The sequence below is a fragment of the Verrucosispora sp. WMMA2044 genome (assembly GCF_027497155.1).
Classification (GTDB): Bacteria; Actinomycetota; Actinomycetes; order Mycobacteriales; family Micromonosporaceae; genus Micromonospora; species Micromonospora palythoicola.
In genome coordinates this window covers 2,917,360-2,938,474 of the sequence record NZ_CP114913.1, presented here as the reverse complement: position 1 = coordinate 2,938,474, position 21,115 = coordinate 2,917,360, and the positions used below count along the sequence as shown (strand labels likewise).

17 protein-coding genes are annotated in these 21,115 nt (G+C 72.3%); 12 read left to right on the top strand and 5 right to left on the bottom strand.

The window, feature by feature from the left end; all coding sequences use genetic code 11:
* Positions 1 to 49: 49 nt before the first annotated feature.
* From O3597_RS13265 to O3597_RS13225, 9 genes are all read left to right on the top strand, one after another.
* The gene (locus tag O3597_RS13265; RefSeq protein ID WP_093402733.1) at positions 50 to 274 is read left to right on the top strand and encodes a hypothetical protein; all 225 of its coding nucleotides are present in this window, start codon (positions 50 to 52) and stop codon (positions 272 to 274) included.
* Positions 275 to 365: 91 nt separating this feature from the next.
* Positions 366 to 1,112: a response regulator transcription factor gene (locus O3597_RS13260; protein ID WP_164447286.1), complete on the top strand. Its 747-nt coding sequence runs from the start codon at positions 366 to 368 to the stop codon at positions 1,110 to 1,112.
* A 17-nt stretch (positions 1,113 to 1,129) separates the two neighbouring features.
* Complete coding sequence (locus tag O3597_RS13255; RefSeq protein ID WP_281604535.1) at positions 1,130 to 2,566, top strand: HAMP domain-containing sensor histidine kinase; 1,437 nt, start codon at positions 1,130 to 1,132, stop codon at positions 2,564 to 2,566.
* 45 nt (positions 2,567 to 2,611) lie between these two features.
* The gene (locus O3597_RS13250) at positions 2,612 to 4,744 is read left to right on the top strand and encodes a glycosyltransferase family 39 protein (RefSeq protein WP_281604331.1); all 2,133 of its coding nucleotides are present in this window, start codon (positions 2,612 to 2,614) and stop codon (positions 4,742 to 4,744) included.
* A gap of 5 nt (positions 4,745 to 4,749) precedes the next feature.
* Positions 4,750 to 5,973: a dolichyl-phosphate beta-glucosyltransferase gene (locus O3597_RS13245; protein ID WP_281604330.1), complete on the top strand. Its 1,224-nt coding sequence runs from the start codon at positions 4,750 to 4,752 to the stop codon at positions 5,971 to 5,973.
* 280 nt (positions 5,974 to 6,253) lie between these two features.
* Positions 6,254 to 6,403 (top strand): hypothetical protein, encoded by a 150-nt coding sequence (locus O3597_RS13240; protein WP_216592457.1) that lies wholly within the window; start codon positions 6,254 to 6,256, stop codon positions 6,401 to 6,403.
* 15 nt (positions 6,404 to 6,418) lie between these two features.
* Entirely contained in the window at positions 6,419 to 7,888 is a 1,470-nt protein-coding gene (locus tag O3597_RS13235) for a class I SAM-dependent methyltransferase (RefSeq protein WP_281604534.1), read from the top strand.
* Positions 7,889 to 8,037: 149 nt separating this feature from the next.
* Positions 8,038 to 10,059, top strand: a complete 2,022-nt coding sequence (locus O3597_RS13230; RefSeq protein WP_281604533.1) for a sulfatase-like hydrolase/transferase — start codon at positions 8,038 to 8,040, stop codon at positions 10,057 to 10,059.
* A gap of 239 nt (positions 10,060 to 10,298) precedes the next feature.
* Positions 10,299 to 11,582 carry a citrate synthase gene (locus O3597_RS13225; RefSeq protein WP_164447285.1) on the top strand — a complete coding sequence of 428 codons (1,284 nt, stop codon included), beginning with the start codon at positions 10,299 to 10,301 and terminating at the stop codon, positions 11,580 to 11,582.
* A gap of 80 nt (positions 11,583 to 11,662) precedes the next feature.
* Here the strand turns inward: O3597_RS13225 and O3597_RS13220 are convergent, their stop codons facing one another.
* The 4 genes from O3597_RS13220 to O3597_RS13205 form a co-directional block, all read right to left on the bottom strand.
* Complete coding sequence (locus O3597_RS13220; RefSeq protein ID WP_164447284.1) at positions 11,663 to 12,331, bottom strand: fasciclin domain-containing protein; 669 nt, start codon at positions 12,329 to 12,331, stop codon at positions 11,663 to 11,665.
* Positions 12,332 to 12,416: 85 nt separating this feature from the next.
* A complete protein-coding gene (locus O3597_RS13215) occupies positions 12,417 to 14,516 on the bottom strand; it encodes a M14 family zinc carboxypeptidase (protein ID WP_281604329.1) in 2,100 nt (699 codons plus the stop codon).
* A gap of 121 nt (positions 14,517 to 14,637) precedes the next feature.
* The gene (locus O3597_RS13210) at positions 14,638 to 15,294 is read right to left on the bottom strand and encodes a response regulator transcription factor (protein ID WP_281604328.1); all 657 of its coding nucleotides are present in this window, start codon (positions 15,292 to 15,294) and stop codon (positions 14,638 to 14,640) included.
* Positions 15,295 to 15,470: 176 nt separating this feature from the next.
* A complete protein-coding gene (locus O3597_RS13205; protein ID WP_164447409.1) occupies positions 15,471 to 16,040 on the bottom strand; it encodes a hypothetical protein in 570 nt (189 codons plus the stop codon).
* A gap of 99 nt (positions 16,041 to 16,139) precedes the next feature.
* Here O3597_RS13205 and O3597_RS13200 point away from each other — a divergent pair, with 99 nt between their 5' ends.
* Positions 16,140 to 16,586, top strand: coding sequence for a hypothetical protein (locus tag O3597_RS13200; protein ID WP_281604327.1), 447 nt, complete (start codon positions 16,140 to 16,142; stop codon positions 16,584 to 16,586).
* A 76-nt stretch (positions 16,587 to 16,662) separates the two neighbouring features.
* Positions 16,663 to 17,148, top strand: a complete 486-nt coding sequence (locus O3597_RS13195) for a DinB family protein (protein WP_281604326.1) — start codon at positions 16,663 to 16,665, stop codon at positions 17,146 to 17,148.
* Positions 17,149 to 17,233: 85 nt separating this feature from the next.
* On the opposite strand, the gene O3597_RS13190 is transcribed toward O3597_RS13195, so the two are convergent.
* On the bottom strand, positions 17,234 to 18,637 hold the full coding sequence (locus tag O3597_RS13190; protein ID WP_281604325.1) for a glycosyltransferase family 4 protein: 1,404 nt from the start codon (positions 18,635 to 18,637) through the stop codon (positions 17,234 to 17,236).
* Between the two features lie 359 nt (positions 18,638 to 18,996).
* Between O3597_RS13190 and glgX the strand changes: the two genes are divergently transcribed.
* On the top strand, positions 18,997 to 21,114 hold the full coding sequence (glgX, locus tag O3597_RS13185; protein WP_164447278.1) for a glycogen debranching protein GlgX: 2,118 nt from the start codon (positions 18,997 to 18,999) through the stop codon (positions 21,112 to 21,114).
* Position 21,115: the final 1 nt, after the last annotated feature.

Below are 21,115 nucleotides of genomic sequence, written 5' to 3'. Positions count from 1 at the left end.
GTGCGAGCCGGGACGCCCGACGCGCCGGGCGGGCTGGAGGCGGAACGTGATGAGTGAAGTGACCGTACGTTTCGTCGGCGGTCCGGCCCACGACCTGGTCCGGTCGTTGCCGGCCGGCCCGGACGGCGCCCCGCCACGACTGTGGGTGCTGCGCCGCCCCCAGGAGGCGCCCACGCCGGCGGCGGACCATCTCTACGTGCGGCAACGCCCCGACGGCTCGGGAACCTGGTCCATGCGTTTCGTCCGAACCGACCCGGTCGGCGTGACCGAGTGACCCGACACCGACCGCGCCCCGGCCGGACCGCACAGCTGGCACACAGCAGCCACCCAAGCGCCACCAAGTGCGCGGCAGCACCATGGCATCCATGAGGATCGGGGGCGAGGCCGGACTGGACCGGGTGGAGCTGCGTCGACCGGACGGTGAGCCGGTCCGGGTGCTGGTCGTCGACGACGAGCCGACCCTGACCGACCTGCTGTCGATGGCGCTGCGCTACGAGGGCTGGCAGGTGCGTACGGCGGCCGACGGCATGGCGGCGCTACGCGCCGCCCGGCAGTTCCGACCCGACGCGGTGGTGCTCGACGTGATGCTGCCCGACCTGGACGGTCTCCAGGTGCTGCGCAGGCTGCGGGCGGACAACGACAGCGTGCCGGTGCTCTTTCTCACCGCCCGGGACGCGGTCGAGGAGCGCGTCGCCGGGCTGACCGTCGGCGGCGACGACTACGTGACCAAGCCGTTCAGCCTCGAGGAGGTCATCGCCCGGCTGCGCGCGCTGCTGCGTCGCTCCGGCTTCGCGGTGGCCACCCGTGCGGAGGCGGTGCTCACCGTGGGCGACCTGACCCTCGACGAGGACAGCCACGAGGTACGCCGGGACGGGCAACTGATCACCCTCACCGCCACCGAGTTCGAGCTGCTGCGGTACCTGATGCGCAACCCCCGCCGGGTGCTGAGCAAGGCACAGATCCTCGACCGGGTGTGGAACTACGACTTCGGTGGCCAGGCCAACGTCGTCGAGCTGTACATCTCGTACCTGCGGAAGAAGATCGACGCCGGCCGCCGGCCGATGATCCACACACTGCGCGGGGCCGGGTACCTGCTCAAGCCGGCGGAGTGACCGGGGTGCGCCGGTGGCTGGCCGGCTGGTCGCTGCGGACCCGCCTGGTGCTGACCCTGGTGGCGCTGCTCGCCGTGGTCAGCCTGGCCATCGGTGGTCTCACCACCGTGGCGCTGCGACAGTTCCTGATCTCCCGGGTGGACGAGCAGTTGCGCTTCACGCCCGGAGGGCGGCCCACCGCCGCGTGGGAGCCCGGCCCCGGCACCGGCCCGTGGGGCGATGTGCGGGTGCCGCGCGGCTTCCCGCCCGGCACGATCAGCGCCCAGGTCGTCGACGGCCGGGTCACCGAGGCGTGGACGCTTGTCGGTCGACAGGAGCAGTCGGTACCGGTCGACCAGGTGCGGGCGCTGGCCGAGGTGCCCACCGACGGCCGGGCACACAGCGTCGGCCTGGGCGAGCGGGGCGGCTACCGGGTGGTGGCCCGGCGGTCGGCCACCGGGACCGTGCGGGTGCTGGGCGTGCCGCTGGCCGGCGTGCGGGAGACCGTCTGGGCGCTGGTCGCCGCGCAGGCCGGGGTCACCGTGGTCGGCCTGCTGGTCGCCGGCACCGCCGGGGCGCTGATCGTCCGGGCCACGCTGCGTCCGCTGCGCCGGGTCGCCGCCACCGCCGCCCGGGTCAGTGAGCTACCGCTCGACCGGGGCGAGGTGGCGCTCTCCGACCGGGTGCCGGCCGCCGACACCGATCCGCGTACCGAGGTCGGTCAGGTCGGCGCCGCGCTCAACCGGATGCTCGGCCACGTCGCCGCCGCCCTCGCCGCCCGGCAGGCCAGCGAGACCCGGGTACGCCAGTTCGTCGCCGACGCCAGTCACGAACTGCGTACCCCCCTCGCGGCGATCCGTGGCTACGCCGAGGTGGCCCGCCGGGGCCGTGCCGAGGTGCCGACCGACGTGGCCCACGCGCTGCGCCGGGTCGAGTCGGAGAGCACCCGGATGACCAGCCTCGTCGACGACCTGCTGCTGCTGGCCCGGCTGGACTCCGGTCGACCTCTCGCGGTCGAACCGGTCGACCTCACCGCGCTGGTCGTGGATGCCGTCAGCGACGCGCACGTGGCCGGCCCCGAGCACCGCTGGCAGCTCGACCTGCCCGAGACGGTCATCCGGGTGCCCGGCGACCCCGCCCGGCTGCACCAGGTGCTGGCGAACCTGCTGGCCAACGCCCGGGTGCACACCCCGCCCGGCAGCACAGTCACCACCAGCCTGCGCCAGTCCGGCGACGCCGCCGAACTCAGCGTCACCGACGACGGCCCCGGCGTACCGCCCGAGCTGCGGCCCGAGGTGTTTGAACGCTTCGCCCGCGGCGACAGCTCCCGGTCCCGCGCCCACGGCAGCACCGGCCTCGGCCTGGCCATCGTCGCCGCCGTGGTGGAGGCGCACCACGGCACCGTCGCCCTGGACTCCCGGCCGGGCCGTACCGTCTTCACCGTCCGGCTGCCCAACTCCACAGCCGACGCATAGGCGAGGCACGGCGGCACGACAGCTCCCCGGCCGAGGCTGGCCGGCATGGACAGCACAGGCAACCCGTCGCACCCGTCCGGGGCACCCACCGCTTCACCCGACCCGTCGAGGCCCTCGACCGCCTGGCTACGGCCGGCCCTGGCCGCCTTGCTCCTGGCCACCGGGCTGCTCTACCTGTGGGGCCTGGGCGCCTCCGGCTGGGCCAACTCCTACTACGCCGCCGCGGCGCAGGCTGGCTCGCAGGACTGGACGGCCTTCTTCTACGGCTCGTCGGACGCGGGCAACTCGATCACCGTCGACAAGACACCCGCCTCGCTGTGGCTGATGGCGCTCTCGGTACGCCTGTTCGGGCTGAACACCTGGGCGCTGCTGGCGCCGCAGGCGCTCTGCGGGGTGGCCACGGTCGGCCTGCTGTACGCCGCAGTGCACCGTTGGTACGGGCCGATCGCCGGCCTGATCGCCGGCGGGGTGCTCGCCGTGACGCCGGTGGCCACGCTGATGTTCCGGTTCAACAATCCGGACGCGTTGCTGGTGCTGCTGCTGGTCGCCGCCGCGTACGCCACGGTCCGCGCCCTGGAGACGGCGAGCACCCGGTGGTTGGTGCTGGCCGGCGTCCTGGTCGGCTTCGGCTTCCTGACCAAGATGCTCCAGGCGTTCCTGGTGCTGCCGGTCCTCGCGGCGGTGTATCTGATCGCCGCCCCGACCACGCCGGGCCGCCGGCTCCGGCAGGTGCTGCTCGCCGGGCTGGCTGTGGTGGTGGCCGCCGGTTGGTGGGTGGCGGTGGTCGAACTGGTGCCCGCCGCGCACCGCCCCTACATCGGCGGGTCGCAGTCCAACAGCGTGTTGGAGCTGACCCTCGGCTACAACGGGCTCGGCCGGATCACCGGCACCGAGGTGGGCAGCGTCGGCGGTGGCGGCGGGCCGGGCGGTGGCGGCCCGTTCTCCGGGCAGGCCGGCCCGCTGCGAATGTTCGGCGGGCAGGTCGGTGGGCAGATCTCCTGGCTGCTGCCGGCCGCACTGATCCTGCTGGTGGCCGGGCTGGTGCTGGCCGGCCGGGCGGCGCGTACCGACCGGGCGCGGGCCGGGCTGCTGCTCTGGGGCGGCTGGCTGCTGGTCACCGGCGGGATCTTCAGCTACATGTCCGGCATCTTCCACGAGTACTACACGGTGGCGCTGGCACCGGCGGTCGCCGCGTTGGTCGGCATCGGCACGACCCTGCTCTGGCAGGCCCGCACCGTCGCGTCGAGGGGACGCCGGGTCGCCTCCACCCTGGTTCTCGCCGGCACCGTCGCCGTCACCGCGGTGTGGTCGGCGACGCTGCTGGGCCGTACCTCCGACTGGTACCCGTGGCTCCGTACCGCCGTCCTGGTCGGCGGGCTGGTCGCGGTGTCGACGCTGCTGCTGGCCCACCGGCTGGTCCGCCGCGCGGTCGTCCCGGCGTTGCTGGTCAGCGCGGTGGTGGCGCTGGCCGGACCGGCCGCGTACGCGATGCAGACCGCGGCGACCCCGCACACCGGCGCCATCCCGACCGCCGGTCCGCAGGCGCGCGGCGGTTTCGGGCCGGGCGGGGGCGGACGTTTCGCCGATGGCCCTGACGCCGGCCGCTTCGACGGCACCGGTCGGCCCGGCGACGGCCGGTCCGGCTTCGGCCCACCGGGCGCTGCCGACGGCACCGGCCAGCCCGACGGGCCGCCGACCACCGGCTCGACCGGCGGTGGCCGGACCCCCGGCGGTGTGGTCTCCGGTGGCCAGGTCCCCGGTGGGCCGCAGACGGCCGGGCGGACCGGAGCGAACCGTGGCGGCCCCGGTGGCCTGCTCGACTCGCGGGAGCCGAGCGCGGAACTGCGGGAGCTGCTGGAACGCGACGGCGACGACTACACCTGGATCGCGGCCACCGTCGGCTCCAACAACGCCTCCGGCTACCAGCTGGCCACCGGCCGGCCGGTGATGGCGGTGGGCGGCTTCAACGGCAGCGACCCGTCGCCCACCCTCGAGCAGTTCCAGCGGTACGTGGCCGACGGCAGGATCCACTGGTTTCTCGGCGGGGGTGGCTTCCGGGGCACCAACGGCGGCAGCTCCGCCTCCTCGGAGATCGCCGCCTGGGTCGCGGCGAACTTCCCGACGCAGACCGTCGACGGGATCGCCCTCTACGACCTGAGCAGCGGAAGGCGGGGGTGACCGCGATGATCACCTCGATCGGTTCCCGCGCCGCCGTACAGGCCCGGCCCGACGCCGCGAACCCGGTACTGGACGTCGTCGTCCCGGTCTACAACGAAGAGGTCGACCTCGGCCCCGGCGTCCGGCGACTGCACGCCCACCTGGCCGAGCACTTCCCGTACCCGTTTCGGATCACCATCGCCGACAACGCCAGCATCGACGGCACCTTGGCCGTCGCCGAGGCCCTCACCGTCGAGCTGCCCGAGGTTCGGGTACGGCACCTGTCCGCCAAGGGCCGTGGGCGGGCCCTGCGGGCGGCCTGGTCGGCGTCGGACGCGCCGGTGCTGGCGTACATGGATGTCGACCTCTCCACCGATCTGGCGGCGCTGCTGCCGCTGGTCGCGCCACTGATCTCGGGTCACTCCGACGTGGCCATCGGTACCCGGCTGGCGCGTACCGCCCGGGTGGTGCGCGGTGCTCGGCGGGAGATCATCTCCCGGACGTACAACCTGCTGCTGCGCGGCACCCTGGCCGTCCGGTTCTCCGACGCCCAGTGCGGGTTCAAGGCCATCCGGGCGGACGTGGCCCGCGAGCTGCTGCCACTGGTGCAGGACACCGGTTGGTTCTTCGACACTGAGCTGCTGGTGCTGGCGCAGCGGGCCGGGCTACGCATCCACGAGGTGCCGGTCGACTGGATCGACGACCCGGACAGCCGGGTGGACGTGGTGGCCACCGCCGTGGCCGATCTGCGCGGCATCGGTCGCCTCGGTCGGGCGCTGCTGACCGGCGCGCTGCCCCTGGCCGAGCTGAGAGCGCAGCTCGGTCGGGCTCCGCTGGCGACACCGCCGGAGCAGGCGCCTGCCGGGCTGCCCAGGCAACTGGTCCGGTTCGCCGCCGTGGGGGTGGTCAGCACCTGCGCGTACCTGCTGCTGTTCACGCTGACCCGGGGTGCGCTCGGCGCCCAGCCGGCGAACCTGCTGGCGTTGCTGCTCACCGCAGTGGCCAACACCGCCGCCAACCGGCGGCTCACCTTCGGCATAGCCGGACGCCGGCACGTCACCCGGCACCATGTGCAGGGACTGCTGGCGTTCGCGCTCGGCCTCGCGCTCACCAGCGGGTCACTGGCCATCCTGCACGCGGCCGCCACCCCGGACCGGGCGGTGGAACTGGCGGTCCTGCTTGCGGCAAACCTCGCCGCCACAGCCCTGCGCTTCACCCTCCTCCGCCTAGCCATGCACCACCACCCCTAACACCCACCCACCCCGCCCCACCCACCCACCCAGCCCGTGTTGATCATGAGGTTAGCGGCACTTTTCAAGATCAAACTTGCCGCCAACCTCATGATCAACAGGATGAAGCGGGGTGGGGTGCGGGGGGGGGTGGGAAATGAGGTGGGGGAAGTGGGCGGTTGTGCCCGACTGGGGGCGATGAGCGGCGTACGGTGGCATAGGTCCGGCCAGGCCGTCTGAATCCTCAATGTGAGCTTAGGGCGGTGGTGTCGGTTGTGACGGCAGAGGGAAGGAGCGGTCGGTGAACCACCTGGCCTACCTGGACGCGGGATCCGGCAGCCTCATCGTGCAGGCGGTGGTCGGCGGGATCGCCGGGATCGCGGTGGCGGCCAAGCTCTACTGGCGCAGGCTCGTCAGCCGGTTCCGCCGCCAGCCCACCGACCAGAGCTGACCCGACCCGATGGTGATGCCAGACCTGGGCCGGCCGCCGCGACCGGCCCCGCTCGACGTCGACCCTCGACCGGAGCCGGGATCCTTCCGCGACCCGGCCAACCGGATCTTCCACGCCGGCGACGACGTGCTGCGCGCGCTCGACCGGACCGCCGCCGCCGACTGGCGTGCCCTCGTCGCCAGCAGCTTCTTTCCGCCGTTGCTCACCGCCGGCAAGGTCTGCGGCACCGAGGAGCTGCCGGCGGAGTCGCCGTTGCGGGAGCTGCCGACCGCTCCGAAGTCGCCGGGCTGGGTGACGGTGCTGCGGCACGAGCGCGTCCCGTTCGTCTCGCACCCGTACGAATGGTCCTTCGCGATGCTGCGCGACGCCGCGCTGCTGCACCTGGAGATCCTCCGGGCCGCCCTGCCGGCGGGCTTCACCACCAAGGACGGCTCGGCGTACAACCTCCAGTGGCGCGGCACCGAGCCGGTCTTCATCGACGTGGGGTCGTTCACCCCGCTGCGCGACGGTGAACCCTGGGCCGGCTACCGACAGTTCTGTCAGACGCTGCTCTACCCGCTGATGCTCGGCGCCCACCTGGGGCTGGCCTTCCAGCCGTGGCTGCGGGCCCAGGTCGACGGCATCGAGCCGGAGCAGATGGGACCACTGTTCCGGGGCGTCCGTCGGCTGCTGCCCGGGGTGCTCACCCACGTCCACCTGCACGGCTCGGTGCAGCGCCGCAGCGCCGCCACCAGCACCGCCGACGTACGTGCCCAGTTGCGCGACGCCGGGTACACCCGTGAGCTGGCCGTGGCCACCGTGCGGGGGTTGGAGAAGCTCGTCCGCCGCCTGGACCATCAGCCGGCGGCCACCCACTGGGTCGACTACCAGCACACCTGCGGCTACACCGGCGACGACCGGGCGGGCAAGGAGCGTTTCGTCGTCGCCGCGCTGAGCGCCGCCGGTCGGCGCCGGCTCGTGCTCGACCTGGGCGCCAACGACGGACGGTACGCCCGGCTCGCCGCCCGGCACGCCGACTACGTGGTCGCCGTCGAGCAGGACCCGGCGGTGGTCGACCGGCTGTACCGCATGCTGCGGGGCGAGGGCGAACGGCACGTGCTGCCGCTGGTGATGGATCTGGCCGACCCGTCCCCCGGCGGTGGCTGGCGCGGGATCGAGCGGGCCTCGTTCGCCGCCCGGGCCAACGCGGACACGGTGCTCGCCCTGGCCCTGGTGCACCACCTGGCGATCGGGCGAAACGTGCCGCTGCCGGAGGTGCTGACCTGCCTCGCCGGCCTCGCCGCACCCGGCGGCCGGCTGGTGGTCGAGTTCGTCCACCCGGACGACCCGATGGCCGCCCGGCTGCTGGCCAACAAGCCGGACGGCATCTTCCCCGACTACCGGCGGGACGCCTTCGAGACGCTGCTCGCCGAACACGGCACCGTCGAGGACCGCCTGGAGTTGCCCTCGGGCACCCGCACCCTGTACCGGGTGGCGCTTCCGTGACCGACCGCCCCACCACCGGTGCCGGCCTACCCGACCCCGGTGCCGGCCTACCCGACCCCGGTGCCGGCGCACCCGACCCCGGTGCCGCACGTCCGGACACCGCGAGCGGTGACGATCCGGCGCCACGAGGACCCGTCCACGCCGGACCGATCGGAGCGCCGGTCAACCGCCGGCGAGGGTGGCGGGGCCGGGCCGGCTGGCGGGCCGAGGGCCGGCGGCTGCTGGAGGTCACCGCACTGGTCGGATTGGTGGTCACCCAACCGCTGCTGGACATCCTCGGCCGCAGCCCGGACTTCTTCCTGTTCCACCGCGCCGACCGGGGTGAGATCCTGCTGCTGGTGGCCCTGGTCGCGGTGGTGCCGACGGTGGCGCTCGGGCTGGTGGGTCTGCTCGCCGGTCTGGCCGGAGCCGCGGCGCGCGCAGTGACGCACAGCCTGCTGCTCGGGCTGCTGGTCGCCGCGCTGGCGGTGCAGGTGGGCCGGCACACCACGCCGCTGCGGGGCGTACCGCTGCTGCTGGTGGCGGCGACGGTCGGTGCCGGCGCGGCCGTCGCCCACCGGCGCTGGACGGCCCTCGGCCGGGCGCTGCGACTGGCGGCCGTCGGACCGCCGATCTTCGTCGGGCTGTTCCTGTTCGCCTCGCCGACCGGGCCGGTGGTGCTGCCGCTCGGCGACGGCGGCGTGGCGGGCACGGCGACCGGCAACCGGCACCCGCCGGTGGTCATGCTGATCCTCGACGAGCTTCCGCTGGTCTCCCTGCTCGACGCCGCCGGTGGCGTCGACGCGGCCCGGTTCCCGCACTTCGCCGAGCTGGCCGCCGCCTCGACCTGGTATCGCAACGCGACCGGAGTCAGCGGATGGACACCGTACGCGCTGCCGGCGATGCTGACCGGCCGCTACCCGGCGGAGCCGTTCGCCCCGCACTACTCGCACTACCCGGACAACCTCTTCACCGCCTTCGGCGGGCTCTACGACATCCGCGCGGAGGAGAGCATCACCCGGCTCTGCCCACCGAGCCGCTGCGAGCAGCCGGTCACGCCGGAGCAGGGGGTCGGTGTGCTGGTGCGGGAGACGGCAGGGCTGCTGCGTCAGCTGACCGCGCCGCACGACAGTCGGATCGACCCGGAGGACTCCTACCGCGAGCGCACCGCGGAGGAGGCCGGTATCGACGCCGCCGAGCCGGTGCCGACCGACCCGAAGTTCCGCTGGGACAGCCTCAACGTCAACCAGCCGGCCCGGTTCACCAGCTTTCTCAACGGACTGACCCCGTCGGCGCGACCGACGCTGCACTTCCTGCACCTGTTGATGCCCCACTCGCCGTGGGCGTTCCTGCCGTCCGGCGCGCGGTACGAGGCCCCGGAGGACTTCCCCAACGAGGGTGACGGCTGGGTGGACCTGGCCCGCGCCCGGCATCTCGCCCAGCTCGGCTACACCGACCGGCTGATCGGCGAGACGATGCGTACGCTGCGCGCCAGCGGCCTGTGGGACGAGGCGCTGGTGGTGGTCACCGCCGACCACGGGGTCAGCTTCACCAAGGGGGTGCAGGGGCGCGGCGAGGACGCGATCCGGGCCGCCGCCGACGAGGTGGCCTGGGTGCCGCTGTTCGTCAAGACACCCGGCCAGCGCGGTGGGCGGGTCGACGACCGCAACTGGCAACACGTCGACCTGCTGCCGACGGTCGCCGAGGAGGCCGCCATCAGGCTGCCCTGGCGGGTCGACGGTCGGTCCGCCCTGCAGGCGCCCCGCACCGACGCGGGCAAGGTCTTCTACGACCGGCCGTCGCAACCGATGCCGATCAGCGGCGGGGTGCCGGTCGCGCCGCCACCGGCACCCCCGCACCGGCTGGTCGGCACCGCCGTGGGTGCGGCTCCGGCCGCCGGCAGCGCCCGGGTCGGCGGGCTGGGCGCCTTCCGCGCCGTCGATCCCGACGAGGGTGTGCTGCCCGGCATGATCTGGGGGACCGTCGGCGACGAGGTCACCGACGGCACCGAACTGGCGGTGGCCGTCAACGGTACGGTCGCGACGGTGGTGCCGGTGGTCGCCCCGGATCCGGGCGGCCGACGCTTCGCGGCCCTGCTCGCCGACGACCGTCTCTTCCGGGCCGGCGCCAACCGGCTCGATCTCTACCTGGTCGGCCCCGACGGTCGGTTGCGTCAGCTGTCGATCTCCTGACCGGCCGGACGGCGCGGCCGGTACGTGCCGTTTCGGTCCCGATCACGTCGCCTGGTTGCACATTACGTGTGCCTTTCGTGGCTTTCCGTCCCCGTCGTCCGGGTTTCCCAGCGCTTCGGTCGGGAATCGGGTGACGCATGCCTCACCGCCGAACCACGAGGGGCGGTGTTGCCGCAACCGCAATTACGGTAGAAGCGAAGGCAATTCAACGTAGATCTGCCGGCGAAGCGAGGAACCACATGACGGAAGTCAAGCTCGATCACCCCGGCGGGCAGCTGTCGATGCCGGTACATTCCGCGGTCGAGGGCCCCGGCGGGATCGGTGTGGGCAAGCTGCTGAAGGAAACCGGGCTGACGACGTACGACCCGGGGTTCGTCAACACCGCCGCCTGTTCGTCCGCGATCACCTACATCGACGGTGACGCGGGCATCCTGCGTTACCGGGGCTATCCGATCGAACAGCTGGCCGAGAAGAGCTCCTTCCTGGAGGTCTCCTACCTGCTGATCTACGGCGAGTTGCCGACCACCCAGGAACTGACCGAGTTCACCGAGCGGATCCGTCGGCACTCCCTGCTGCACGAGGAGATGCGGCGCTTCTTCGACGGCTTCCCCCGGGAGGCCCACCCGATGGCGGTGCTCTCCTCGGCCGTCAGCGCCATCTCCACCTTCTACCAGGACAGCCTCGACCCGTTCGACGCCGAGCACGTGGAGATGTCCACGGTCCGGCTGATGGCGAAGGTGCCCACCATCGCCTCGTACGCGTACAAGAAGGCGATCGGGCAGCCGCTGCTGTATCCGGAGAACTCCCTGGGTTACGTGGAGAACTTCCTGCGGATGACGTTCGGTGTGCCGGCGGAGCCGTACGAGGTGGACCCGGTGATCGCCCGGGTGCTGGACATGCTCTTCGTGCTGCACGCCGACCACGAGCAGAACTGCTCCACCTCGACGGTGCGGCTGGTGGGCTCCAGCAACGCCAACCTGTTCGCCTCGGTCTCGGCCGGCGTCAACGCGCTGTTCGGCCCGCTGCACGGCGGCGCCAACCAGGCGGTGCTGGAGATGCTGGAGCGCATCCAGGCCGACGGCGGCGACGTGCAGTCGTTCGTCCGCAAGGTGAAGGACCGCCAGGACGGCGTCAAGCTGATGGGCTTCGGCCACCGGGTCTACAAGAACTACGACCCGCGGGCCGCGATCGTGAAGCAGGCGGCGCAGGACGTGCTCGGCCGGATGGCCAAGCCGGATCCGCTGCTGGACATCGCGATGCAGCTGGAGGAGATCGCCCTCGCGGACGACTTCTTCGTCTCGCGCAAGCTCTACCCGAACGTCGACTTCTACACCGGCCTGATCTACAAGGCCATGGGCTTCCCGACGAAGATGTTCACCGTGCTGTTCGCCCTGGGTCGGCTGCCGGGCTGGATCGCCCAGTGGCGCGAGATGATCAACGACCCGGAGACCAAGATCGGCCGTCCGCGGCAGGTCTACACCGGTTCCGCCGAGCGGAACTACCTCCCCGTCGAGCAGCGCTGACCGCGAGCAACCCGACCCAGTCGCACAACGACGGCCGCCGCACCCGGATCACGGGTACGGCGGCCGTCGTCGTGCGGTGTTCAGTGCGCCGGATGACCGTCGTCGTCCTGACCGGCGGTGGTGGGCAGGTCGCCGAGCACCTCGTTGATGACGTGGATGCGGGCGGCACCGGCCCGGTAGTCGGCGCACACCGTTTCGGCCTGGTCGCCGAGGCGGGCGCCCGGCCCGACACCGGTGACGGTGAGGCGGGTGCCGGCGACCGTGGTCACCGTGCCGGCGGCGACCAGCCCGGCCACCGGCAGCGCCCCGGCGACCAGATGATCGCGCAGCAACCCGCGCAGCTCGTCGGTGTCGCGCAGCAGCAGCTCGTCGAGATTGGTCCGGGAGAACTTGCCGGCGAACGCGTCGTCGGTGGGAGCCAGGATGGTCACCTCCCGCGTCAACTCCTCGGCGAGGCCGGTGGCGCGTACCGCCGCCTCGAAGGTGGTGAGCACGGGAATCCACCGCAGCGCCTCGCCGGCGGGCTGGTCGGCGAGCGAGGCGGGGTTGCCCGGTTCGGCGCCGGCGGGCAGCAGATCGCACAGCGGCCCGGTCACGGTGGTTCCGGTCGGCCCGGCTTCGGCCGCGCCGGTGCCGCCGTCGGCGGTGCCACCGACCACGACGAGCAGCACGGCGGCGAGGGCGGCACCGGCGATCGGCAGGGTCCGGCGCAATGCCGGCCTCGCGGTCGCGGAGTCGGTGTCGGTCATGGTGTCTCCACTCCTGCGTCGGGACGTACCGGCGGGCCGGGCGCGGGTCCGGCCCGCCGGTACGACAGGGGTCAGGCTCGACGGATCACAGCCGCGCGCACTGGTTGAACCGTGGGCCGCTGACCGCGTTGGCGACCTCGATGTTCACCGGGGCGGCGGTGTTGCCGGTGCAGCCCAGGGGACCGTTGACAGTGTTGCCGGCCAGCAGCGGGGCGACGCCCGCGCTGTTGACCACGTTGACCGGGCCGCTGATCCGATTGCCGACCAGCAGGACCGGACCGGTCGTGCCGGTGACGTTCACCGGGCCGTTGACGGTGCTGGCGGTCAGCACGAAACCGGCCGCGCCGCCGGCGTCCACCGGACCGTTGATCGAGCCACCGTTGACGATCAGGGTGGCGCCGGGCCGGACCCGGACCGGACCCCGGACGGTGGCGTCGGCGAGGCAGGCCACGCCGGTGACCGTCAGCGGGCCGTTGTGGGTGCCGGTGAGCGTGGGCGCGATCCGCTCTCCGGCCACCAGGCCCTCGGCGGCCTGCTCGTCGAGCAGCAACGGCACCAGCCCCCGCTCCGGCTGGGACAGCGGTACGAGGTACCCGCCAGCCACCTTGACCACCCGCCAACCGTGCGCGGCGAGCCGCTCGGCCACCGTGGTCCGCCGGCCCGCCGGACCATCGGTACGCGCACCGTGGTACTGCTCCTCGGTGAGCTTGTACGCGCACGGCGGCTGCGCCAGGATCTGGTCCGCACTCGGTGCGTCCAGCGGCGGCGGTGTGTCACCCGGGTGCGGCGCCGGGTACGCCTCGATCGGGCGTGAGCCCCGGAAGACGATCCGGCCAGTGTTCGCCGACTGGAACCTGATCGCCTCGGCGCGGGCGGCGGTGATGGCACCGACGTTCGCCCCGTGATACGCGAGGAACTGGTGGAACGTCCACAGTGCCGAGTACGTCTTGCGCCGGCGGTTGTTGGCGGTGTTGCCCTCGTCCGGCCGCGTCGGCCCGCCCGAACTGCGCAGCTCCAGCAGGGAGTTGACCACGTTCTTCAGCCCGAGGGTGTTGCGCAGGATGGTCTCCTCGCCCAGACCGACGTTGGCCCCGGTGCACCCGTACGGGCAGGCCCACCAGCCATCCTGGGCGCCCTGGGTGTACATGTGTCCCTCGATCATGTGCTGCGACTGGTCGAAGATCCCCTGCGCGACGTTCTGGTGCCGGGGCGGCAGCATCGGCAGGTCACCGGTGTTGGAGTTGCCGTACTCGTGACCGTCGTAGCTGGCGATCGGCCGGTAGTCGCGGACCATCTCGACGAACGCCTGGGTCTCCGGCTGGCGGATCAGCGAGTAGTCCCGGTTGAGGTCCTGCCCGGTGGAGTTGCCCCGGCTGTTGGCCGCCCGACCGTCGCCGTTGATCGTCGGGACGATCAGCATGGTGGTCCTCGACAGCAGGCCGAGCGTGGTCGGGTCGTCGGTGAACGCCAACTGCCGCGCCATGATCAGGCATGCTTCGCGGTCACCGGGCTCGTTGCCGTGCACGTTGCAGTTGACCACCAGGGGGTTCGTCGCGGCCACCGCCTCCGGGGTGGCCGGTGGGGTGGGGTGACCGATGACGAACATGTTGATCGGCCGGTCCTGCACGGTGCGGCCGATCTCGACCACCCGCACCCGGTCGCTCAGCTCGTCGATCGCCGAGGTGTAGGCGTACTCGTCGACGTCGTCCGTGTACTGCGCGCCCAGCGTGGTCTCCCACTGGGTACGCAGGCCCTGGCCGGGCACGTCCGGGTCACCCCAGTGCCCCCGGGTGATGTCGCTGACCGGGGCCGAGTACGGCTGCGCGGTGCCGTCGAGGCGGGCGCGGACCCGCCACTGCAACCGGTTGCCGGGGGCGAAGCCGGCGTCGGCGAAGGTCGGCTCCGAGTTGTTGATCTGCCGGTTGGGCCGCCAGACGCCGACGATCACCGGCGCTCCGGTGGCGGTACCGTCCTCGGCGACCGGGGTGCGCTCGATCTGGTAGTCGGTGGCCTCGTCGACCGGGGTCCAGGCCAGGGTCGCGTACCCGTCGCCCGGCACCACGGTCAGGCCCTGCACCTGGTTCGGCTCGGCGGCCGTCGTAGCCCGGGCGGGTTGCGCGGTCGCCGCGAGGGTGACGGCGAGGAGCGCGGAGAAGACACCGGCCGTTGTCCGTCTGTATCTCAAGGGGATCTCCAAACAGGAGGGATGGCTGGGTACGCACAGCACACCCGCCCCCACCCGGCCACGGGGTCGCGAGCTGGGATTCTTGAGGATGCTCTGAGGTTGCCGGCGACCGGTCGGCCAGTCAGGTGGCGCGCAGCCGGTAGCCGACGCCACGAACCGTCTCCACCAGACCCGGATCGTCCAGCTTGCCGCGCAGCGCGGCGACGTGGACGTCCAGGTTGTGCCGGGTGGCCCAGGTGGTCTGCCAGACGTCGAGCTGCAACCGGTCCCGGGGCACCACCGTGCCCGCCTGCCGGGCCAGGGCCACCAGCAGGTCGAACTCCTTACGGGACAGGCCGACCTCGCGATCACCGACCCGTACCCGCCGGGCGTCCACGTCGATGCGCAGCACGCCGACCCGCAACGTGGTCGCCGGCCGGACGGTACGGGCGGTGCGCCGCATCACCGCCTCGATGCGCGCCTGCAACTCGACCATCGAGAACGGCTTGACCACGTAGTCGTCGGCGCCGGCCCGCAGCCCGGCCACCCGGTCGTGCTCCTCCGCCCGGGCGGTCACCGCGATGATCGCGACCCCCTCGTCGTGCTGGCGGATCCACCGACACACCTCCAGACCGTCCCGGTCGGGCAGGCTCATGTCGAGCAGCACCAGGTCGACCGGATCGGCCTCGACCGCCTCGGCGGCCGTCACCGCCTGGACCACGTCGTGCCCCCGCCGCCGCAGCGCCGACGCGAGCCCCGCCGAGACGCGCAGGTCGTCTTCCACCAGGAGCACCCGCACCCGCGCCCTCCTCGGACCGCACCGCTGCTGGATGCCTGCGAGTGTGTCGGATGCGCAGCCGTGCCGACCAGTGTGGACACAAGATCGTAACGGCAGACTGAACTACCCGAACAGGTCTGGTGGCACCCGGCGGGTGCGGTCCCACGTGCCGCCCGGCGGTGTGCCCGCCGGGCGGGTCAGCCGACGGCGGCCTTCAGCACCCAGGACGTCACCCGGGGATGGCCGGCCAGCTCGGCCCGGCCGGTGCACCACAGCAGCACATCGACCGGATCCCCGGCCGGGGCCTGCGGAAAGAGCCGGGCGAGCACCGCCGCGCACAGCTCCGCCGGTGGCCGCCAGTCGATGCCGAGCCCCTGGGCGATGTCCCAGGTGTGCACGAGCGTCTCGTTGACCCCGAGTGCGGCGAAGCCACCCGGGTCGGTCGCCCCCCAGTGCCAGCCACGGGCGGCCGGATCCGCAGCGCCGACCGCGTCGCCCAACAGCCGCCCGCAGGCGGTGACCACGGCGAGAACATCGCGCGGCGCGGCGTCGTCCCGGACGACCAGGTCGAACGGCAGGTAGGCCTCGTCCGGCCGGGCCGCGACCTGACCCGCGTACGCCAGCAGGTCGTGCGCGACGTGGGCCGCTGTCGTCCAGCAACTCCACTCCAGGGTGCCCGCCCGGTGCTCCCGCCAGTCCCGCGACACGTGCGGCGTGAGCGCCCGCACCATCTCGGCCACCGCCTGGTCGACTTCGCCACCGTCCATCCCCGTCATGTCCACCATGCTGCCAGTCGCCCTGCCGGCCGGCGGCCCCGTCTTCTCCGGGGCTGCCGCACCAACCGGATGGGCGGTACGGTGCCGCCCATGAGTCAGCAGCTGCGGGTCCGACCGGTCTCGCTCGGTGAGCGCGTGGTACTGGCGGCCCAACTGTTGATGCTGGCCACCGTGCTGATCGGCAGTTTCGGTGTGCTGCTCACGGCCGCCCTGCGCGTCGACGACCTGCCGGCGCTGCTGAGCCCGGGGGTGGAGCGGTTGGGTGATCCGAAGGACTCCCTCCCGCCGGTCGGCCCCGACTCGGCGTGGAATCCACTGCTCTGGGCCTTCGAACTCAGCCGCGTGGTGGCGATGTTCGTTCATCCGCTCGCCGCGATGGCTCTGCTCCTCGGGCTGGTGTCCCTCGTCCGCACCAGGCTGATCGGCGATCGGCCCACGTTCCGCTGGCTCGCCATCGGCACCGCCCTGTGGTGCGCGACAGCCGTCCTCTCGCTGACCCCGTACGGCATGCAACTGCACCACTGGCTGCTCGACTAGGGGTTTGCCGACGGCGGTCGTGAGCGAGTGCTGTCGGTCGGGATTGCTACCGGATGACAAGAGAGGGATGCACGGCATGGGTGACGAGGAGAAGAACGCGCTGTCGATGTTCCTGAAGGCGCAGCGGGTGAGCGTCCTCGCGATCATCGACGGGCTCGACGCGACGGCCCTGACCACCGCCGTGCTGCCCTCCGGGTGGACGCCGCTGGGTCTGGTGGAGCATCTCGGCTACGCCGAGCGGCACTGGTTCCAGGAAATCATGTTCGGCTCGGCCGAGCCGCTGACCTGGCCCGACGACGACCACGTGCCGCTGACCACGCCCCGACCGCGCTCGGTGGTGCTGGAGTTCTACCGGGCCCAGTGCGAGCGGTCCGACGCCGTCCTCGCCGGCACGCCGCTGTCCGCGCCGGTACGCGAGCGGCACCCCGGTCCGCTCGGAGAGGAGATCACCGACCTGCGGCGCGTCGTCCTGCACATGATCGAGGAAACCGCACGTCACGCGGGTCATCTCGACGCGGCGCGCGAGCTGCTCGACGGCAGGACCGGCCTCGGGCCCCGATAGCCGCCACCCGATCGCCGGTGGGTCAGCGCCCCGACCCGGTCGAGGTCCGGGTCGGGGCGCACGCAAGCGCGAGTGGTAGAAGGGGTCAGCGCAGGCCGGCGGCGGCGAGCAGGTTGCCGTCCGGGATCGCCGGCAGGGCCCGCCCGTGCGCCATCTGCCGTGCCGCGCGGTCGGCGGTGAACGCCGGTGCCTGGACGATCGCCGAGGCGTACGTCGAGGCGGTACGGCTGGCGATGGCCGCCCAGCCGTACCGGTCGTGCACCATGGCCCGGGCCCGGCGGGCCAGCGTCCGGGCGCGTTCGGCGTCGGACAGCAGGGTGTGCACCGCGTCGGTGAGCGCGTCCGGGTCGTGCGGCCGGAAGGTGACCCCGGTGACGCCCGGCTCGACGATCTCGGCCAGCCCGCCGGTCTCGGCGACCGCCAGCGGCGCGCCGGCGGCGGCACCCTCCAGCGCGACCATGCCGAACGGCTCGTAGATGCTGGGCACGGCGAAGCAGTCCGAGGCGGCCATCACCGCGGGCAGGTCGGTGCCGCCGAGGAAGCCGGGCAGGCTGACCGTGCCGGCGAGGCCGAGCCGATGCACGTCGGCCTCCAGCTCACTCCGGTACGGTCCGTCGCCGACGATCACCGCGCGCAGCCCCGGGTGCCGCTCCCGCAGCCGGGGCAGCCCGGCGATGAGGTGCTGCACGCCCTTCTCGTACACCAGGCGGCCGGCGAACGTGACCAGCGGACCGTCCCCGGCGAACCGGGCCCGCGCCGCCGCCACGGCGGCGGCGGAGACCCGCCAGCGGTGCGGCTCGACCCCGTTGGGCACCACGTCGACCCGCCCGTTCGGCACGCCGAACAGGCCGGTCACCTCGTCGCGCATGTAGCCGGAGCAGACGATGACCCGGTTCGACTCGCCGCCCAGCCAGTGCTCCACCCCGTGGATGGTGCGGTTCATCTCCTCGGGCAGCCAACCCTGGTGCCGGCCCGCCTCGGTGGCGTGGATGGTGGTGACCAGCGGCAGGTCGAGGTGGTCGCGCAGGGTCATCGCGGTGTGCGCGACGAGCCAGTCGTGGGCGTGGATCACGTCGTAGCCGCCGGTGGCGGCGGCGCGCAGCGCGGCCCGGGTCAGGGTGTGGTTGAACGCCATCGTCCAGGCCAGCAGCGAGCTGGTGGCCAGTGGGAACGTCACCGGGTCCTCGGCGGCGCGCACGACGCGCACCCCGTCGACGTACTCCTCCAGCGGGGCGCCGTCGGTGTGGCGGGTGACGACGGTGACCTGGTGACCGGCGGCGGCCAGGGCCACCGACAGGGCGTGCACGTGTCGACCCAGCCCGCCGACGAGCACCGGCGGGTACTCCCACGACAGCATCAGGATGCGGCGGGGCTGCGACCCGACGGTGGGACCGGACGACGCCGGGACCTGGGGACGCGAGGTGAGCGTGGGGCGGTGGACGCGGTCCGGAGCGGTGGCGGTCCGTCCGCCGACCCGCAGGGTGGTCACATCAGTCTCCGTCCGTGCAGGAAGGAACGCGCCGACGTCGGTGGCGGCGAGCGGGCAGGGTTGGGTTTCGGACACGCGTGAGCGCGCCGGCGGTGCGAGGATCTGGTAGGCGCGCGGACGACGCGCCCGCGAACAAGGAAACGTCATGACGGCCGATCCCGCATCTCGAAGAGGGCCTCAGTGACCGACGACACCGCAGGGTTCATCTGCACTCGGTCGCGCGGACACCGGGCATTCACCCGATCGGATGGATTGGCGGTGGACCGTGCGGGGCATTACGGCCGCGCGCATCACCGGTGGCTCCGGCGGGTGCGCTCATGGTGCGGGCGCGCTCATGACATGTGGGCCGAAGGAGCGAGATGCAGGTCTGGCCGGGCGAGCGATACCCCCTCGGGGCGACCTACGACGGGATGGGCACCAACTTCGCGATCTTCTCCGAGGTGGCGGAGAAGATCGAACTCTGCCTCTTCGACGAGTGGGACGTGGGCCACGAGCGCCGGGTCGAGCTGCGGGAGGTCGACGCGTACGTCTGGCACGCGTACATCCCGGGGGTAGGGCCGGGCCAGCGCTACGGCTACCGGGTGCACGGCCCGTACGACCCGGCCAACGGGCTGCGTTGCAACCCGGCCAAGCTGCTCATCGATCCGTACGCCAAGGCCATCGACGGTGACGTGCGGTGGGATCCGGCGGTCTACGACTACGTCCACGGCGACCCCGAGCGGATCAACACCGACGACTCGGCGCCGTACATGCCGAAGTCGGTGGTGGTGAACCCCTACTTCGACTGGGGCAACGACGCGCCACCGCGTATCCCGTACCACCACTCGGTCATCTACGAGGCCCACGTCCGCGGGCTGACCATGCGGCTGCCCGGCATCCCCGAGGAGCTGCGCGGCACGTACGCCGGCATCGCCTCGCCCCCGATGATCGAACACCTGACCCGGCTCGGGATCACCGCCATCGAACTGATGCCGGTGCACCAGTTCGTCAACGACCACCGCCTGACCGACCTCGGGCTGCGCAACTACTGGGGCTACAACACCATCGGCTTCTTCGCCCCGCACCACGCGTACTCGGCCCTGGGGCACCTGGGCCAGCAGGTGCAGGAGTTCCGGGGCATGGTCAAGGCGTTGCACGCCGCCGGTATCGAGGTGATCCTCGACGTGGTCTACAACCACACCGCCGAGGGCAACCACCTGGGCCCCACGTTGAGCTTCAAGGGGGTCGACAACCCCAGCTACTACCGGCTGTCCGAGGAAGACCGACGTTACTACGTCGACTACACCGGCACCGGCAACAGCCTCAACGTCCGCAGCCCCCACTCCCTGCAACTGATCATGGATTCGTTGCGGTACTGGGTGACCGAGATGCACGTCGACGGCTTCCGCTTCGACCTGGCCGCCACCCTGGCCCGCGAGTTCTACGAGGTGGACCGACTCTCCACCTTCTTCGAGGTGGTGCAGCAGGACCCGGTGGTCAGCCGGGTGAAGCTGATCGCCGAGCCGTGGGACGTCGGCCCCGGCGGCTACCAGGTCGGCAACTTCCCGCCCCAGTGGACCGAGTGGAACGGCAAGTACCGGGACACCGTCCGCGACTTCTGGCGTGGTGAACCGGCCACCCTCGCCGAGTTCGCCTCCCGCATCTCCGGCTCCGCCGACCTCTACCAGGACGATGGCCGCCGCCCCTTCCACAGCATCAACTTCGTCACCTGCCACGACGGGTTCACCCTCAACGACCTGGTGTCGTACAACGACAAGCACAACGAGGCCAACGGCGAGGACAACCGCGACGGCGAGAGCCACAACCGCTCCTGGAACTGCGGCGTCGAGGGCGACACCGACGACCCCGGGGTGCTCGGCCTGCGCGCCCGGCAGCGCCGCAACTTCATCGCCACCCTGCTGCTGTCGCAGGGCGTACCGATGATCGGTCACGGCGACGAACTGGGCCGCACCCAGCGGGGCAACAACAACGCCTACTGCCAGGACAGCGAACTGGCCTGGATCGACTGGGACGACGCCGACACCGAGTTGCTCGACTTCACCCGCCGGCTCGTCGAGTTCCGCCGCCAGCACCAGGTGTTCCAGCGTCGCCGCTTCTTCACCGGCCTGCGGGTGCACGGCCGCGAGGTCGACGAGCCGCTGCCCGACCTGGCCTGGTACACCCCCGACGGGCGGGAGATGACCGGCGAGGACTGGGGCAACGACTTCGGTCGCTCGGTGGCGCTCTTCGTCAACGGCGAGGGCATCCGGGAACGCGGCCAGTACGGCCAACGCCACCACGACGCCTCGTTCTGGCTCTGCTTCAACGCCCACGACGCGCCGCTGGACTTCACCCTCCCGCCGGTCGAGTTCGGCCAGCGTTGGGAACTGGTGATCAGCACCGCCGAACCGGACCAGGACAAGAGGACCACCGTGGAGGCCGGCGGCACGCTCTGCGTACCGGACCGCTCCCTGCTGGTGCTGGAGAGGGTGGCCTGAC